The sequence below is a fragment of the Pseudomonas alkylphenolica genome (genome assembly GCF_004025535.1).
Taxonomy (GTDB): domain Bacteria; phylum Pseudomonadota; class Gammaproteobacteria; order Pseudomonadales; family Pseudomonadaceae; genus Aquipseudomonas; species Aquipseudomonas alkylphenolica_A.
Genome location: NZ_QJRG01000033.1, coordinates 430812 through 446325 on the forward strand (window position 1 = coordinate 430812; position 15514 = coordinate 446325).

At 62.6% G+C, this 15514-nt stretch carries 14 protein-coding genes; 12 read left to right on the forward strand and 2 right to left on the reverse strand.

All coding sequences use genetic code 11. From position 1 onward, the window contains the following. Window positions 1-157 precede the first annotated feature (157 nt). The 6 genes from DM813_RS02005 (at window position 158) to DM813_RS02030 (ending at window position 7523) form a co-directional block, all read left to right on the forward strand. Window positions 158-1513: a M16 family metallopeptidase gene (locus tag DM813_RS02005; RefSeq protein WP_128321775.1), complete on the forward strand. Its 1356-nt coding sequence runs from the start codon at window positions 158-160 to the stop codon at window positions 1511-1513. Continuing rightward, the gene (locus DM813_RS02010; RefSeq protein WP_128321776.1) at window positions 1506-3005 is read left to right on the forward strand and encodes a M16 family metallopeptidase; all 1500 of its coding nucleotides are present in this window, start codon (window positions 1506-1508) and stop codon (window positions 3003-3005) included. The genes DM813_RS02005 and DM813_RS02010 overlap by 8 nt, the downstream gene beginning before the upstream one ends. Then, window positions 3005-3598, forward strand: a complete 594-nt coding sequence (gene rsmD, locus DM813_RS02015) for a 16S rRNA (guanine(966)-N(2))-methyltransferase RsmD (RefSeq protein WP_128321777.1) — start codon at window positions 3005-3007, stop codon at window positions 3596-3598. Before DM813_RS02010 ends, rsmD begins: the two co-directional genes overlap by 1 nt. A 117-nt stretch (window positions 3599-3715) precedes the next feature. Next, the gene (locus DM813_RS02020) at window positions 3716-5065 is read left to right on the forward strand and encodes a M16 family metallopeptidase (RefSeq protein ID WP_128321778.1); all 1350 of its coding nucleotides are present in this window, start codon (window positions 3716-3718) and stop codon (window positions 5063-5065) included. Continuing rightward, window positions 5058-6458: a M16 family metallopeptidase gene (locus DM813_RS02025; RefSeq protein ID WP_164897196.1), complete on the forward strand. Its 1401-nt coding sequence runs from the start codon at window positions 5058-5060 to the stop codon at window positions 6456-6458. Before DM813_RS02020 ends, DM813_RS02025 begins: the two co-directional genes overlap by 8 nt. 66 nt (window positions 6459-6524) lie before the next feature. Continuing rightward, entirely contained in the window at window positions 6525-7523 is a 999-nt protein-coding gene (locus DM813_RS02030) for a hydrolase (RefSeq protein WP_128321780.1), read from the forward strand. A gap of 19 nt (window positions 7524-7542) precedes the next feature. Here DM813_RS02030 and DM813_RS02035 read toward each other — a convergent pair whose 3' ends face one another. Together DM813_RS02035 and DM813_RS02040 are read right to left on the reverse strand one after the other, a co-directional pair. Beyond that, a complete protein-coding gene (locus tag DM813_RS02035) occupies window positions 7543-8397 on the reverse strand; it encodes a sulfurtransferase (RefSeq protein ID WP_128321781.1) in 855 nt (284 codons plus the stop codon). Window positions 8398-8436: 39 nt separating this feature from the next. After that, window positions 8437-9102, reverse strand: coding sequence for a TetR/AcrR family transcriptional regulator (locus DM813_RS02040; RefSeq protein ID WP_128322134.1), 666 nt, complete (start codon window positions 9100-9102; stop codon window positions 8437-8439). A 149-nt stretch (window positions 9103-9251) separates the two neighbouring features. On the opposite strand from DM813_RS02040, the gene DM813_RS02045 reads away from it, so the two are divergent. From DM813_RS02045 to ggt, 6 genes are all read left to right on the forward strand, one after another. Continuing rightward, a complete protein-coding gene (locus tag DM813_RS02045) occupies window positions 9252-10685 on the forward strand; it encodes a coniferyl aldehyde dehydrogenase (protein WP_128321782.1) in 1434 nt (477 codons plus the stop codon). Window positions 10686-10707: 22 nt separating this feature from the next. Further along, on the forward strand, window positions 10708-11241 hold the full coding sequence (locus tag DM813_RS02050; protein ID WP_128321783.1) for a twin-arginine translocation pathway signal protein: 534 nt from the start codon (window positions 10708-10710) through the stop codon (window positions 11239-11241). Between the two features lie 28 nt (window positions 11242-11269). Further along, entirely contained in the window at window positions 11270-12868 is a 1599-nt protein-coding gene (locus DM813_RS02055; protein WP_128321784.1) for a GMC family oxidoreductase, read from the forward strand. Window positions 12869-12980: 112 nt separating this feature from the next. Then, entirely contained in the window at window positions 12981-13460 is a 480-nt protein-coding gene (gene coaD, locus DM813_RS02060) for a pantetheine-phosphate adenylyltransferase (protein ID WP_128321785.1), read from the forward strand. A 108-nt stretch (window positions 13461-13568) separates the two neighbouring features. Further along, complete coding sequence (locus DM813_RS02065; protein ID WP_010222176.1) at window positions 13569-13820, forward strand: YfhL family 4Fe-4S dicluster ferredoxin; 252 nt, start codon at window positions 13569-13571, stop codon at window positions 13818-13820. Further along, window positions 13820-15508 (forward strand): gamma-glutamyltransferase, encoded by a 1689-nt coding sequence (ggt, locus tag DM813_RS02070; protein ID WP_128321786.1) that lies wholly within the window; start codon window positions 13820-13822, stop codon window positions 15506-15508. Before DM813_RS02065 ends, ggt begins: the two co-directional genes overlap by 1 nt. The last annotated feature ends 6 nt before the right edge of the window (window positions 15509-15514 follow it).

The following is a 15514-nucleotide window of genomic DNA, read 5'->3' on the forward strand; positions in this document are numbered from 1 at the left end:
CTTTTATTCCGGCACGTTCATGCGCAACATTTTGTCGTGTGGCCTGCGGGTCAGATCCACGACAGGCATGGTCGTCAGGCAACCGGATCAGTATCCTAGCACCTCCTAGCCCGCTGACGCTAAGACCACGCGGGCAGTCCTACAGGTTAAACAACGTATGAATGCTCTAGCCCGCCGCGCCGCTGGCCTGTTGCTCAGCACAGTTTGTCTGCCGTTCGCCGCCTTCGCCGCCGCTCCGCAGCCCACCCACGAGTTCATTCTCGACAACGGCCTGAAAGTGGTCGTGCGCGAGGACCATCGCGCGCCGGTGGTGGTCTCGCAGATCTGGTACAAAGTGGGCTCTACCTACGAGTCCCCGGGCCAGACCGGCCTTTCCCATGCCCTTGAGCACATGATGTTCAAAGGCAGCGAGAAACTTGGCCCCGGCGAGGCCTCGCGCATCCTGCGTGACCTGGGTGCCGAAGAAAATGCGTTCACCAGCGACGACTACACCGCCTATTACCAGGTGCTGGCGCGCGACCGCCTGCCGGTCGCCCTGGAGCTTGAAGCCGACCGCATGGCCACCCTGCGCTTGCCGGCCGACGAGTTCAGCCGCGAAATCGAAGTGATCAAGGAAGAGCGCCGCCTGCGCACCGACGACCAGCCCAACGCCAAGGCGTTCGAACTGTTCAGCGCCATGGCCTTCCCGGCCAGCAGCTACCGCACGCCGACCATCGGCTGGATGGCTGACCTCGATCGCATGAAGGTCGAAGAACTGCGTCACTGGTACGAATCCTGGTACACCCCCAACAATGCCACCCTGGTGGTGGTCGGCGACGTCACCGTCGACGAAGTCAAAGGCCTGGCCCAGCGCTTCTTCGGCGCGATCCCCAAGCGTGCCACGCCGCCGAGCAAACTGCCGCTTGAACTGGCTGAACCGGGCCTGCGGGAAACCACCCTGCATGTTCGTACCCAACTGCCCAGCCTGATCTACGGCTTCAACGTGCCCGGCCTGGCCACCGCCAAGGACCCGCGCACGGTGCACGCACTGCGCCTGATCACTGCGTTGCTCGACGGCGGCTACAGCGCCCGCCTGCCAAGTCGCCTGGAGCGGGGTGAGGAACTGGTTTCAAGCGCTTCCTCCAGCTACAACCCGTTCACCCGCGGCGACAGCCTGTTCATGATCTCGGCAACGCCGAACCTGCAGAAGAACAAGACCCTGGCGCAAGTCGAAAGCGGTATCTGGAAGCAGCTCGACGAACTCAAGACCACCCCGCCCTCGGCTGAAGAGCTGGAACGCGTCCGCGCCCAGGTGATTGCCGGCCTGGTTTACGACCGCGACTCCATCAGCAGCCAGGCCTCGGCCATCGGCATGCTGGAAACAGTCGGCCTGTCGTGGAAGCTGATCGACAGTGAGCTCGACGAGCTGAAAAGCGTTACCCCGGCCGACATCCAGAACGCGGCGCGCACCTATTTCACCCGCGAACGCCTGAGCGTTGCCCATGTATTGCCCGAGGAGAACGCTCATGAGTGATCGCAGCGCACCCCGCTACACCCTGATCGGACTCGTCATCCTGCTGATGGTTGGCGTGCTGGCGTTCTTCCTGGCCAAACCGGCCCAGTCGGACAATGCCGCGCAACCTGCCACCAGCACTGCCGCCAAGCCGGCCAACAAACTTCAGACCCTGGCCGAGCTCGATGGCAAGGCGCCCAGCCGCCGGCAACTGAACATCCAGACCTGGAACACCGCCGAAGGCGCCAAGGTCCTGTTCGTAGAGGCCCGCGAGCTGCCAATGTTCGACCTGCGCCTGACCTTCGCCGCCGGCAGCAGCCAGGATGGCAACGCCCCGGGCCTGGCCACCCTGACCAATGCCATGCTCAACGAAGGGGTAGCCGGCAAGGACGTCACCGCGATCGCCGAAGGCTTTGAGGGCCTCGGCGCAGACTTTGGCAACGGTGCCTACCGCGACATGGCCGTGGCCACCCTGCGCAGCCTGAGCGCCACGGACAAGCGCGAACCGGCGCTGAAGCTGTTCGCTGAAGTGGTCGGCAAGCCGACCTTCCCGCAAGAGGCGCTGACCCGCATCAAGAACCAGATGCAGGCCGGTTTCGAGTACCAGAAGCAGAACCCGGGCAAACTGGCCGGTATCGCCCTGTTCGAGCACCTGTACGGCACCCACCCCTACGCACACCCGAGCGATGGCGATGCCAAAAGCATCCCGCCGATCACCCTCGAGCAACTGCGTGACTTCCACGCCAAGGCCTACACCGCCGGCAATGCTGTCATCGCCCTGGTCGGCGACCTGAGCCGCAGCGAAGCCGAAGCCATTGCCAACCAGGTCTCGGCCGCTCTGCCAAAAGGCCCGGCACTGGCCAAACTGCCGCAGCCGAGTGAACCGAAGGCGGGCGCCAGCCACATCGAGTTTCCGTCCAAGCAAACCCACCTGATGCTCGCTCAACTGGGTATCGACCGCCAGGACCCGGACTACGCCGCACTGTCGCTGGGCAACCAGATTCTCGGTGGCGGTACCTTTGGCACCCGCCTGATGAGCGAGGTGCGCGAGAAGCGTGGCCTGACCTATGGCGTGTATTCGGTGTTCAGCCCCATGCAGGTGCGTGGGCCGTTCATGATCAACCTGCAGACCCGTGCCGAGCTCAGCGAAGGGACACTCAAGCTGGTTCAGGACATCCTCGCCGATTACCTCAAGACCGGCCCGACCCAGCAGGAACTGGATGACGCCAAGCGTGAACTGGCCGGCAGTTTCCCGCTATCGAACGCCAGTAACGCCAGCATCGTCGGCCAGCTTGGCGCCATCGGCTTCTACGACCTGCCACTGACCTGGCTGGAAGACTACATGCAGCAGTCCCAATCCTTGACCACCGAGCAGGTCAAAGCTGCACTGAACAAACACTTGGCGGCAGACAAGATGGTTATCGTCACTGCCGGCCCCAGCGTGCCGCAGAAACCCCTGCCGCCGCCCACTGACAAACCCGCCGAGCAGCCGCTTGGCGTACCGGAGCATTAATGGCCAGTCCCTCTGCAAAATCGGCCAAGCCACATAACGGCCAGGGCCACCTGCGCATCATTGCCGGCGAATGGCGCAGCCGCCGCTTGAGCTTCCCTGAGGCCCCAGGTCTGCGCCCGACGCCTGACCGGGTGCGCGAAACCCTGTTCAACTGGCTCGCCCCGCACATCGAAGGCGCCAAAGTGCTCGATGCCTATACCGGCAGCGGCGCGCTTTACCTGGAGGCGCTTTCGCGGGGTGCCGGCGACGCCGTGGCCCTGGACAGCAATCCGGCCGCCATCGCCAGCCTGCGACAGAACCTCGAGATCCTGCGCTGCCCACGCGGCCAGGTGATCCAGAGCGATGCCCAGCGTTACCTGCAGGGTGAGCCGAAGTTCGCCTTCGACCTGGTGTTCCTCGATCCGCCGTTTCACCAGAACCTGCTGACAACTACCTGCGCCCTTCTCGAAGAACGCCAGTGGCTGGCAGCTAACGCCTGGATCTACACCGAAAGCGAGACCCCGCCGTCGACCCTGCAGTTACCCGCCAACTGGCGCCTGCACCGGGAGAAAAAGGCCGGTCAGGTGTACTACGCACTCTGGCAGCGCGGTTAAATACCGCCACGACCCGGCTACGGCCGGGTCGTCGGCCTGTGCAATAGATAGTTAATCCCCTTTCCCCGACGCCCTGGCTGATCGTGTTCCTGGTTATTCACCAGAAGGAACACCCTTATGCACGGACGCATGTTTACCTGTTGCAGCTTGCTTGGCCTGCTAGGGCTGACCGCCCAGGCGGCGGCCGACACGCCCACCCGCCACGAATTCACCCTGGACAATGGCCTGCAGGTGGTCGTTGCCGAGGATCGTCGTGCGCCGGTGGTTACCACCCATCTGCTGGTCAAGGTGGGCTCGAGCCACGAACACCCGGGCCAGTCAGGCCTTTCTCACGCACTTGAACACTTGCTCTTTCGCGGCAGCTCGAAAGCTGCGCCCGGCGAGTTCTCACAGATCATCGAGCGCCTGGGCGGCAGTGACAACGCCTACACCACCCGCGATTACACGGTGTACCACCAGACCTTGCCCAACGACCGCCTGGCTGTCGCCATAGAGCTCAACGCCGACCTGCTCGACGGCGCTCTCCTCGATGAGGCCGAGTTTCTCCGTGAGATAGAAAGCGTGAAAGCCGAGCGCCGACAGCATGTCGAAGGCGATGCGCGGGCTCTGCTGTATGAACAGCTGCAAGCCATCGCTTATCCGGCCAGCAGCTATCACACCCCGGTGATCGGCTGGATGAGTGACCTCGAGCGCATGAGCAACGACGAGTTGAAGGCCTGGTACCGGTCAAGGTACGTGCCGAACAATGCCACGCTGATCATTGTCGGCGATGTTCGGCGAGACGAGGTGAAAAACCAGGTAGAACACTACTTTGCCCGCATTATCCGGCGCGACCTGCCTGACGCGAAACGCCCGTTGCAGTCTGCTGCCGCAGGGTTGCGACAGGTCACGGTCTACAACGAGTTCAGCACGCCCAAGCTGTTCATGGCCTTCAACGTACCCAGCTATGCAACTACTGCGCACACCGCCAATGTCGATGCATTGCGCCTGATTCAGGCAATGCTCGGGCGAGGCATGAGTGCCCGTCTTAATACGCGCCTGGTACGCGAGCAAGGTCTGCTCGCCAACCCGTCGGCCAATTATGACCCCATGGCCAGAGGCGACACGCTGTTCGAAATTGAAGCGTCGGTGAGCGCCGCCAACCCTCAACCGTTGGCGGTGTTGCAAAAAGCCGTCTGGGCCGAGCTGCATGCGCTCATACAGACCCCGCCCACACCGGCGGAGCTTGCCAGAGCCAAGGCCCTGCTACTGGCCAATAAAACCTACGCTCAGGACAGCCTGTCGGGTCGTGCCGACGAGATCGCCGCCACGCTGGGCAGCGGCCTACCACTCGCACAACCGGACAGCGACGCCAGTCGCCTGGCCCGCGTGACACCTGAACAGATCCAGTATGTCGCCCACACCTACTTCAGTGCAGAACGCCTGGCAGTTGCCTACATGCAGGCCAAGGAGGCCCATGATGACTGACACTATCCAGATACTGCTGCTCGCCGTCCTCACACTGGCAGGCACTGCCCACAGTCAGGGCCTCCCCGCCCCTGCAGCGCTAGAGTCGCTGACCTCCCTCTCGCCGCCATCCACCCAGTTGCAGGTGCCCATCGAGTCCTGGCAAACCCCGCAAGGCAGCCGGGTACTGTTTGTTCACAGGCCAGAGCTGCCGATGTTCGACCTGCAGGTGCTGTTCGACGCGGGCAGCGCCCGCGACGATGGCGCCTCGGGGCTGGCACAACTGACCTTGGGCATGCTGAAGGAGGGTACGCAGCACAGGGGCGCAATGCAGATCGCCGAGGGATTTGATGAAATCGGCGCCCGTTTTTACACCTCCGCATCACGCACCAAGGCGACTATCCGCTTACGCAGCCTGAGTACGGAGCAACACCGAAGCCAAGCGGTTGCGTTGCTGGCTGAAGTACTCGGGCAGCCGTTGTTTGCCAACGAAAAGCGTCAAGAGGTCAAAGACCAGCTGATCAATGCCTCGACACAGCGACAAAGCCTGGCGTATGTCAAAGCGGTCGATCGGTTGTTTGAACATGCTTATGCCAATCATCCTTTCGCCGCAAACGACACAGGCACCGCGCAGAGCATCAACAACCTGCAGATAGCGGATATAACCGCCTTTCATCAGCAAGCCCTGAGCGCCGGCAATGCCTTGATCACGCTGGTAGGCGATCTCTCACCAGAACAGGCGCGCGAAACAGCGCTGCAAATCTCTGCGGCTCTACCTGCGGGCCCACGCCTGCCTTCGCTGCAGCCTCCGGCAGGGTTCGAAGCGGAGATCTATCACCTGGATCACCCCGGCACGCAGTCGTTCCTGTTGTTTGCCTTGCCCGGAATCGATATCCAGCATACAGACGCACCGGCACTGACACTGGCCAACCTGATGCTAGGCGGCCCTGGTACCACCTCCCGGCTGTTCAAGGTGCTGCGCACCGAGCGAGGACTGACCTACAGTGCAGGCGCACACCTGGTCCAGTCGACCGACAGCGGGCTCTGGATTTTCACCACCGAAGTCCAGGCCAAATACCAGGATGGCGCCATGACCTTGCTGGAAAACCTGCTTCAGGACTATGCCGACACGGGGCCGACCCCTCAACAGTTCGAGGACGCCAAAGAGCAACTGCGCGGCAGCTACCTGCTGGGTGCGGTCAGTAACGGGCAATTAAGCGACCTGCTGGCGGAAATGGGTTTTCATCAACTCCCGCTGGACAGCAGGCAAACCTTCCTCGAACAGATCGAGGCACTCACCCTGGATCAGCTGAAAGTCGCCTTGAAAAAACACCTGAAGCTCGACAAGCTGGTGCAGATCAGCGTCGGCCCCAGTGTCGATCAGCACGACCTGCCCGAACCTGCATCCGGCTGACCGGCACATGCAGGCCGTGGTCAGCGTGCATACACTTGTGTGAAAGAAATGTGTGAGTACGCCACGATGCACCTGCCCCCTTCCAGCCCCTTCAAACCAGCCTTGGGGCTGAGTAACCCGCACTTGCAAACACTCTGGGGGCCGTTGTGGCGTAAACCGGCAAGCCTGAGCCGACAGCGCGAGCGAATGTGGCTAGCGGACGGCGACTTTCTCGATCTGGACTGGCACGGCCCCCATGAAGCCACTACACCCTTGGTGTTGGTGCTTCATGGGTTGACCGGCTCGTCCAATTCCCCCTATGTCATTGGTTTGCAGCACGCACTGGCACGCCGTGGCTGGAGCAGCGTCGCCCTGAACTGGCGTGGTTGCTCTGGGGAACCCAACCTGCTCCCGCGCAGTTACCATTCAGGTGCCAGCGAAGACCTCGCTGAAACCATCGAACACCTGCGCGCGCAACGACCGCAGGCACCGTTGTATGCCGTTGGCTATTCGCTGGGGGGCAATGTACTGCTCAAACACCTCGGTGAAGTCGGTTCAGCCAGCCACCTGCAAGGCGCCGTCGCGGTCTCGGTACCCTTTCGCCTGGATCAATGCGCCGACCGCATTGGCCTGGGGTTCTCGCGGGTGTACCAGGCGCACTTCATGCGCGCCATGCTGGCCTATGTGAAGGACAAGCAGCGTCACTTTCAGCACCGTGGGCACTATGACGGCCTGGCCGCACTGGAGCGCCTCGGGCCGCTGGAAAACCTGCGCACGTTCTGGGACTTCGACGGGCGGGTCACGGCGCCGCTCAATGGCTTTACCGATGCCAAGGATTACTACCGCCGGGCATCCAGCCGCTATTTTCTCGGTGAGAACCGCACACCTACCCTGATCATTCACTCCAGTGACGATCCGTTCGTGTTCAGCCACAGTTTGCCTGCCGCCAACGAGCTGTCGGCAGGCACCACCTTCGAACTGCACTCCCGCGGTGGGCATGTCGGCTTCGTCGATGGCAGCCTGCATAGCCCTGGTTACTATCTCGAGCGGCGAATTCCTCAGTGGCTGGAAACTGTGCCGGCGTAGGCGTTACACAAACGCCGCGTCAGTCGCCTGTGGCCACCTGGCGCTGCGGGTCGGTGATCCATTCGCTCCAGGACCCCGCATACAACGTGCCCAACGGATAACCCGCCAACGCCAGGGCAAAGAGGTTGTGGCAGGCCGTGACGCCTGAGCCGCAATACGCCACCAGTTGATCGGGCGAACGTTTGCCCAGCTTTTGCGCAAAACGCTTTTTCAGCAGCTCTGGCTCAAGAAAACGGCCATCTGCATCCAGGTTGTCGGTAAATGCCGCGCACTGCGCGCCGGGAATGTGCCCGGCCACCGGGTCGATGGGCTCTACCTCACCGCGAAAACGCGGTAAACCACGGGCGTCGATCAAGGTCAGGCCCGGCTGGTTCAGGCGCTCGCCCAGCTGTTCGGCACTGATCAACAGGCTTTCATCGGGAGCGCCGCTGAAACTGCCTTCGCGCTTGCTCGGCGGGTCGAGGCTCAATGGCAATCCGGCTGCATGCCAGGCCTTCAAGCCGCCATCAAGAATAAAAACCCCACTGCGTTTGCCCAGCCAGGCCAGCAGCCACCAGGCCCGCGCGGCAAACGCACCGGGACCGTCGTCGTACAGCACCACGTCGCTGTCATTGTCGATGCCCCAGGCACGCAGCTTTTCCACCAGCCGCTGTGGGTCAGGCAACGGGTGGCGACCGGTCACTCCCTTGATCACAGGCCCACTCAGATCACGCTCCAGATCGGCAAAATGCGCACCGGCAATATGCCCCTCGGCATAGCTGCGCTGGCCGTAATCGACATCTTCCAGGGCAAAACGACAATCGAGAATCACCAGCGCCGGCGCCTCCAGGCGGTCGGCCAATTGCTGGGCGGTGATCAGTTGCGCGAGGGGCATGACAGTCTCCTGAACGATTGAACGAATAAGGCCTGGGCGCTACTGCTCCAGTGCCTGATTAAGCGAAACGTAGAATTCCTCGCACAGGGCGTCCACTTCCGGACGCGCCTGGGCGGTAACAAAACCGAGTTCCAGCACCAGCACCTGATAGATACCGCGTTTGATCGCATCCTCACTCAGGTGCGCCGAGTTTTCGCGGGTGGTGCAGAGAAAGCGCACCCAGGAAGTCAGCACGATCCAGGCGTTGAGGGTCAGTGATTCGATCTGAATGGCGTCCATCTCCACCAGGCCTGCGCTGACAAAACCGCGGTAGATACCCTGGGCCTGAATCAGGCAGCGCTGCGAGAAACGCCGGTAGCGCGCAGCAAGCTCCTTGTCACTGTCGAGCAGGTGCTCAAGGTCACGGTGCAAAAAGCGGAAGTCCCACATCGCCGCCAACAGTTCCTTGAGATAGAAACGCTTGTCGGCAACCGTGGCGACTCGGCCCTGCGGCGGACGCAGAAAACTTTCGACGCGCTCTTCGTACTGGGTGAAGAGAACCGCGATGATTTCCTGCTTGTTGGCGAAGTGGTAGTACAGGTTCCCCGGAGAAATCTCCATGTGGGCTGCGATGTGGTTGGTGCTGACACTGCGCTCGCCTTGCTGGTTGAACAGCTCCAGGCTGTTCTGCACGATGCGTTCGCGGGTCTTGATGCGCGGAGCCATGATCAGATCCAGATGCCGGCTTTGAGTGAATAGGTCCATCTTACGGTTTATCCAGACCCTGATGTACCTGCTCGTCGTCAAAAACTAGTCGCATTATGCTGATATTAGAGTTTATGCTCTAGAAAAAACACGCTGCCGTGGAGTTCCGCATGACCGCCGATGCCGCACGTCTTTTGCACCCTACCGCCTTTGACCACCTCGCCGAGCAGTTCAGCGCCCAGCGTCAGGCCTTTGCGGGTAACCCCATGCCCCCCAGAGCCCAGCGCCTGCAATGGCTCAAGAGCCTGCGCGAGCTGTTGCTGACACACCAGGAAGCACTGATCGCCGCCATCAGCGAAGACTTCAGCGGTCGCAGCGCCGACGAAACCCGACTGGCCGAACTGATGCCCAGTGTTCAGGGCCTGCGCCACGCCGAGCGCCATCTCAAGCAATGGATGAAAGCCTCGCCACGCAACGTCGGCCTGGCCTTTCAGCCGGCCAGCGCCAAGGTGCTGTATCAACCGCTGGGGGTGGTCGGCATCATCGTGCCCTGGAACTACCCGTTGTTCCTGGCTATCGGCCCGATGACCTGCGCCCTGGCTGCCGGCAACCGGGTCATGCTCAAACTCAGCGAGGCCACGCCGGCGACAGGCCTGCTGCTCAAGCAACTGTTCGAAGCTGTTTTTCCCGAGGATCTGGTTTGCGTGGTGCTGGGTGAGTCGGACGTTGGCGAGGCTTTCTCACGCCTGCCCTTCGATCATTTGCTGTTCACCGGTGCCACCAGTGTCGGACGCCATGTGATGGCTGCGGCGGCGCAAAACCTGACGCCAGTGACCCTGGAGCTCGGCGGCAAGTCGCCCGCCATTGTCTCCGCAAGTGTGCCGTTGAACGATGCGGCAGAGCGCATCGCCTTCGGCAAGACGCTCAATGCCGGACAGACCTGCGTGGCTCCTGACTATGTGCTGGTGCCCAGAGCACGCCTGGACGAATTTGCGCAAACCTACCGTTCGGTCGTGCACCGTTTCTACCCGACCCTGGCCGACAACCCCGACTACACCGCGATCATCAATGCACGGCATCTGGCGCGCCTGGAGGGCTACCTGGAAGATGCCCGCAGCAAAGGCGCGCACGTTGTCGACCTGTACCCCCAGGAACCACGACAGGGCCGTCGCCTGCCCCCGCATTTGCTGCAGCAGGTCAACGACGACATGCGCGTGATGCAGGACGAAATCTTCGGCCCGCTGCTGCCGCTGGTGCCCTACGACAGCCTTGACGAGGCGCTAGCCTACATCAACCAGCGCCCTCGTCCGCTGGCGCTGTACTACTTCGGCTACGACCGTGCCGAGCAGCAAAAGGTGCTGGAGCACACCCATTCCGGTGGCGTCTGCCTCAACGACACCTTGCTGCATGTCGCCCAGGACGACCTGCCCTTCGGCGGTGTCGGGCCGTCGGGGATGGGGCATTACCACGGTCACGAAGGTTTCCTGACCTTCAGCAAAGCCAAGGCGGTGTTCGCCAAGCAACGCTTCAACGCCGCTCGCCTGATCTACCCGCCTTATGGCAAGTCGGTGATGAAGCTGGTGTTCAAGCTGTTCATCCGCTAACCCGCTACCAGGCCCGATAACAATGACTACAAGCCTGCCTGTATCCCCCGCCCTGAGCCGTCGTGGGCTGCTCCGGTTCAGCCTCGGCGCCAGCGTTTTTCTGGCTACTGCGGGGCTGACTGCCAGCCTCAGCGGTTGCTCGGCGTCGACACCGGCCAACGGTTTCATCACCCTGCGCTCAGGTGACCTGCCGATTTTGCAGGCACTGATACCGGTGCTGCTCGACGGTACCCAGGCACCTGAAAACACCGAAGCCGTGCTGCGCCAACTGGACGGCAAGCTCGCCAGCCTGTCCCCGGCCATGCTCAAGCTGACTCAACAGCTGTTCGACGTGCTGGCCCTGCCAGTCACCCGCGGGCCGCTGACCGGTATCTGGGGTGCCTGGGAAAATGCCAGCCAGGCGCAGATTCAGGCTTTTTTGCAACGATGGGAGGACAGCTCGCTGAATCTGCTGCGCATGGGCCACAGTTCGTTGCTGCAATTGCTGCACATGGCCTGGTATGAGATGCCCGCATCCTGGGCAAATTGTGGTTACCTCGGCCCGCCAAAGATCTGAACCAAACAATAACGACAAGAGGCTGTAGATGCCCGTACCCGACCTGTTTCGCGAAGGCCTCGCCCGCGGCTGGAAAGCCCGTGACGCCTCGCGCCTGGACCAGGACCTGACCCTGGAAGCCGATATCGCCATCATCGGCAGCGGTGCCGGTGGCGCCACCACGGCCGAGCTGCTCAGCGCCGCCGGCTTCAAGGTGCTGTTGATTGAGGAGGGCCCGCTGAAGACCAGCAGCGATTTCCATTTGCTCGAAGACCAGGCCTACGCCAGCCTCTACCAGGAAGGCATCGGGCGCATGAGCAAGGACGGCGCCATCACCATTCTCCAGGGCCGTGCCGTGGGCGGCACCACCCTGATCAACTGGACGTCGAGCTTTCGCACTCCGGCGCCCACCTTGCAGCACTGGGCCCGCGAGCACGGTGTGGTTGGCCTGAGCGAGACCGAGCTGGCGCCCTGGTTCGAGCGCATGGAGCAGCGCCTGGGCATCGCGCCGTGGATCATGCCGCCCAACGCCAACAACGATGTACTCAAGCGTGGCTGCGAAGCACTGAAACTCAACTGGAAGGTCATCCCGCGCAATGTGCGCGGCTGCTGGAACCTGGGCTATTGCGGCATGGGCTGCCCGACCAACGCCAAGCAATCGATGCTGGTCACCACCATTCCTGCCACCCTCGACATGGGCGGCGAGCTGATTTACCTGGCCCGCGCCGAGCGCCTGCTGCACGACGGTGAACGAATCAGCGCCCTGCAGTGCCAGGCCATGGATTCACGCTGCGTGAGTCCGACAGGCCGCACGCTCCTGGTCAAGGCACGACACTACGTGCTCGCCGGCGGCGGTATCAACAGCCCGGCCCTGCTGCTGCGCTCGGACGCGCCCGACCCGCATCAACGCCTGGGCAAGCGGACCTTTCTGCATCTGGTCAACTTCAGTGCCGCCCTGTTCAAGGACAAGGTCAACCCGTTCTACGGCGCTCCGCAATCGATTTACTCCGATCACTTCCAGTGGCGTGACGGTGTCGCCGGCCCGATCGGCTACAAGCTGGAGGTGCCGCCGCTACATCCGGCACTGGCCAGTACCCTGCTCGGCAGCTTTGGCCGCGATAACGCCATGCGCATGGAGCAGTTGCCCAACACCCACGTGATGCTCGCGCTGCTACGCGACGGCTTCCACCCGGAAAGCAGTGGCGGTGACGTACAGCTACGCGACGACGGTTCGCCGGTGCTGGACTACCCGGTGTCGGCCTACACCTGGGACGGCATCCGCCGTGCCTTCCACAGCATGGCCGAGATCCAGTTCGCCGCCGGTGCTGACGCCGTGTTGCCCCTGCACAGCGCGGGCCGCTACGTAAAAAGCCTGGCCGAGGCAAGGCAGATGATCGACGGGCTGAACCTGGAGCTGTTCCGCACCCGCCTGGGCAGTGCCCATGTCATGGGCGGCTGCAGCATGGGGGAAAACCCGCAACAGGCAGTGTGCGACAGCCTGGGACGCCATCATCAACTGGCCAATCTGTCGATTCACGACGGCTCGTTGTTCCCGACCAGCATCGGTGCCAACCCTCAACTGTCGGTGTATGCGCTGGCTGCTCGGCTCAGTGACAACCTGATTCAGCGACTGGCGAGCAACACATGACAACAAATGCCCTCACTGTCTATAGTGCCTTGAGCGTGCGCAGCCGACTTGGCCGACCGCCACTGCTGCGATACCATCCGACTCCCCAACGCACTCCTGCCAGGACGACGCGATGAACCGAGTGTTGTACCCAGGTACTTTCGACCCTATTACCAAGGGCCATGGCGATCTGGTTGAACGTGCCTCGCGGCTGTTCGACCAAGTGATCATTGCGGTAGCTGCCAGCCCGAAGAAAAACCCGCTGTTTCCACTGGATCAACGGGTAGAACTGGCTCGCGAGGTCACCAAGCACCTGCCCAACGTCGAAGTCATCGGCTTCTCTACGTTGCTGGCGCATTTCGCCAAGGAACAGCAGGCCAATGTGTTCCTGCGTGGTCTGCGGGCGGTGTCCGACTTCGAATACGAGTTCCAGCTGGCCAACATGAACCGCCAACTGGCCCCCGATGTGGAAAGCCTGTTCCTGACCCCGTCAGAGCGCTATTCCTTCATTTCCTCGACTCTGGTCCGGGAAATCGCGGCATTGGGTGGAGACATCGCCAAATTCGTCCATCCAGTGGTGGCCGACGCCCTGACGGAACGCTTCAGGAAGTGACATCCGCGATTTGACAGCCGCGCCCGCGTGCACTGCGGGCGCTAATGCGGCACAATTGTGTCCATTGGTTTTCAAATGCCAGGGCGACGTGCCTTGGCCGGAGTCCCCATGTCCCTGATCATCACCGACGATTGCATCAACTGCGACGTCTGCGAACCCGAGTGCCCGAACGCTGCGATCTCTCAAGGCGAAGAGATCTACGTGATCGACCCTAACCTGTGCACCCAGTGCGTAGGCCACTATGACGAGCCTCAATGCCAACAGGTCTGCCCGGTTGACTGCATCCCGCTGGATGAAGCCCACCCCGAGACCGAAGAGCAGTTGATGGAGAAATACCGCCGCATCACCGGCAAGGCCTGATGCCGGTCGCTGGCCGCCTTGCCGCACTGGCCCTGGGTGCACTGTTTGTACTCGGGGCAGCCGGTGTTCAGGCCCAGGGGCCTGGGCGTGCAGCGATTGCCAGCCCGCACCCCGAAGCGACAGCAGCAGCGCAGCAAATCCTCGAACAAGGCGGTAACGCCTTTGACGCGGCAATCGCCGTCAGTGCCGCATTGGCGGTGGTCGAACCCTATGGTTCGGGGCTGGGTGGTGGTGGTTTCTTCCTGCTGCGCGAAGCCGACAGCCCTGCGCGTTATGCCTTCCTCGATGCCCGCGAACGCGCACCTGGCAAAGCCACCGAGGCCATGTACCTCAAGGATGGCAAGGTCCAGCCCGGATTGTCGATCAATGGCCCGCTGGCAGCGGCAATACCCGGCTTGCCGGCGGCGCTTGCCGACCTCGCTGCGCACTACGGCAAACTGCCACTGAAAAACACCCTGGCGCCAGCCATTCGCCTGGCCAACCAGGGCTTTGCCGTGGATCGCATGTATCGTGACCGGGCAACCATGCGCCTGAGCGCGTTACGCGACGATGCGGAAAGTGCCCGGCTGTTCCTCACCCAGGGTGAAGTCCCGGCACTGGGTGCGAACATTCGCCAGCCGGAGCTGGCAATCACCCTTGAACGCCTGGCCAACCAAGGCCGCGATGGCTTCTACACAGGCCCGACGGCACAGGCGATGGTGCAGGGTGTTCAAGCTGCAGGCGGTATCTGGAGCCTGGAAGACCTGGCCAACTACCGCACCGCCAAGCGCGAGCCGTTGCGCTACCAACTGGCCGATCAACGCGAACTGATCAGCGCCCCGCCGCCCTCCGCCGGTGGCGTGGCCCTGGCCCAGAGCCTGGCAATGCTTCAGCGCCTGCCCTGGCAGAGCGCCGAGCCGGTACAGCGCAGCCATTACGTGGTGGAAGTGTTGCGCCGCGCCTACCGCGACCGCGGCCTGCTTGGCGATCCGGACTATGTGGCCAACCCCGTGCCGCAACTGCTGGCGCGCACCTACCTGAGTCGCCTTGCCGACGGCATCGATGCATACCAGGCTACACCGAGCAGCAGCCTGCCGCCCGCCCCGGCCTGGCGTGAAGGCGACCACACCACCCACTTCGCGGTGATTGATGCCGACGGTAACGCCGTGGCGGCGACGCTGTCGGTCAACCTGCCCTTCGGCGCAGCCTTCAGCGCGCCAGGCACCGGTGTAGTACTGAACAACGAGATGGACGACTTCGCCGCAGACCCGCGCGGCAGCAACAACTACGGCCTGGCCGGCAGCCAGGCCAATGCGGTTGCCGCCGGCAAGCGGCCGTTGTCGAGCATGAGCCCGAGCTTCATCGAGAGCCCGACGCAGTTCGCCGCCTTTGGCACCCCCGGAGGCAGCCGCATTCCGAGCATGGTACTGCTGTCGATGCTGGGGTTCCTTGAAGGCAAGCCGGTCGCCAGCTGGCCGGCGGTGCCGCGCTACCACCACCAGTACCTGCCGGATGTGGTCGAGCACGAGCCGGGAGCATTCACCGCCGAGCAGCAGCGCGACTTGCAGGCACGCGGCTACCAGCTAAAAGACCTGCGCCGCACCTATGGCAATCAGCAAGTGTTGTACTGGGACAAATCCAGGCACACCCTGGAAGCCGCCAGCGACCCGCGTGGTGTAGGCCGCGCTGAAGTGCTCAGCCCGCGCTGAGCACGC